Raw genomic sequence first — 1,217 nt, 5'->3', positions numbered from 1 at the left:
AAGTTGCAGGGTATAGACCCGAAACCCGGTGATCTAGCCATGGGCAGGTTGAAGGTTGGGTAACACTAACTGGAGGACCGAACCGACTAATGTTGAAAAATTAGCGGATGACCTGTGGCTGGGGGTGAAAGGCCAATCAAACCGGGAGATAGCTGGTTCTCCCCGAAAGCTATTTAGGTAGCGCCTCGTGAACTCATCTCCGGGGGTAGAGCACTGTTTCGGCTAGGGGGCCATCCCGGCTTACCAACCCGATGCAAACTGCGAATACCGGAGAATGTTATCACGGGAGACACACGGCGGGTGCTAACGTCCGTCGTGAAGAGGGAAACAACCCAGACCGCCAGCTAAGGTCCCAAAGTCATGGTTAAGTGGGAAACGATGTGGGAAGGCACAGACAGCCAGGATGTTGGCTTAGAAGCAGCCATCATTTAAAGAAAGCGTAATAGCTCACTGGTCGAGTCGGCCTGCGCGGAAGATGTAACGGGGCTAAACCATGCACCGAAGCTGCGGCAGCGACGCTTATGCGTTGTTGGGTAGGGGAGCGTTCTGTAAGCCGTTGAAGGTGGACCGTGAGGTCTGCTGGAGGTATCAGAAGTGCGAATGCTGACATAAGTAACGATAAAGCGGGTGAAAAGCCCGCTCGCCGGAAGACCAAGGGTTCCTGTCCAACGTTAATCGGGGCAGGGTGAGTCGACCCCTAAGGCGAGGCCGAAAGGCGTAGTCGATGGGAAACAGGTTAATATTCCTGTACTTGGTGTTACTGCGAAGGGGGGACGGAGAAGGCTATGTTGGCCGGGCGACGGTTGTCCCGGTTTAAGCGTGTAGGCCTGTGTTCCAGGCAAATCCGGAACACTTTAAGGCTGAGGCGTGACGACGAGGCACCACGGTGCTGAAGCAACAAATGCCCTGCTTCCAGGAAAAGCCTCTAAGCATCAGGTAACATCAAATCGTACCCCAAACCGACACAGGTGGTCAGGTAGAGAATACCAAGGCGCTTGAGAGAACTCGGGTGAAGGAACTAGGCAAAATGGTGCCGTAACTTCGGGAGAAGGCACGCTGGCGCGTAGGTGAAGGGACTTGCTCCCGGAGCTGAAGCCAGTCGAAGATACCAGCTGGCTGCAACTGTTTATTAAAAACACAGCACTGTGCAAACACGAAAGTGGACGTATACGGTGTGACGCCTGCCCGGTGCCGGAAGGTTAATTGATGGGGTTATC

Annotated in this window: 1 rRNA gene; it reads left to right on the top strand. The window is 54.3% G+C overall.

Annotated elements, in window-relative coordinates:
• Nucleotides 1-1,217, top strand: a 23S ribosomal RNA gene (locus tag AC3Y5R_RS24130); the annotation flags it as partial.

The organism is Erwinia sp. 009765445, from assembly GCF_058137865.1.
This window is presented reverse-complemented; position numbering and strand designations above follow the sequence as displayed.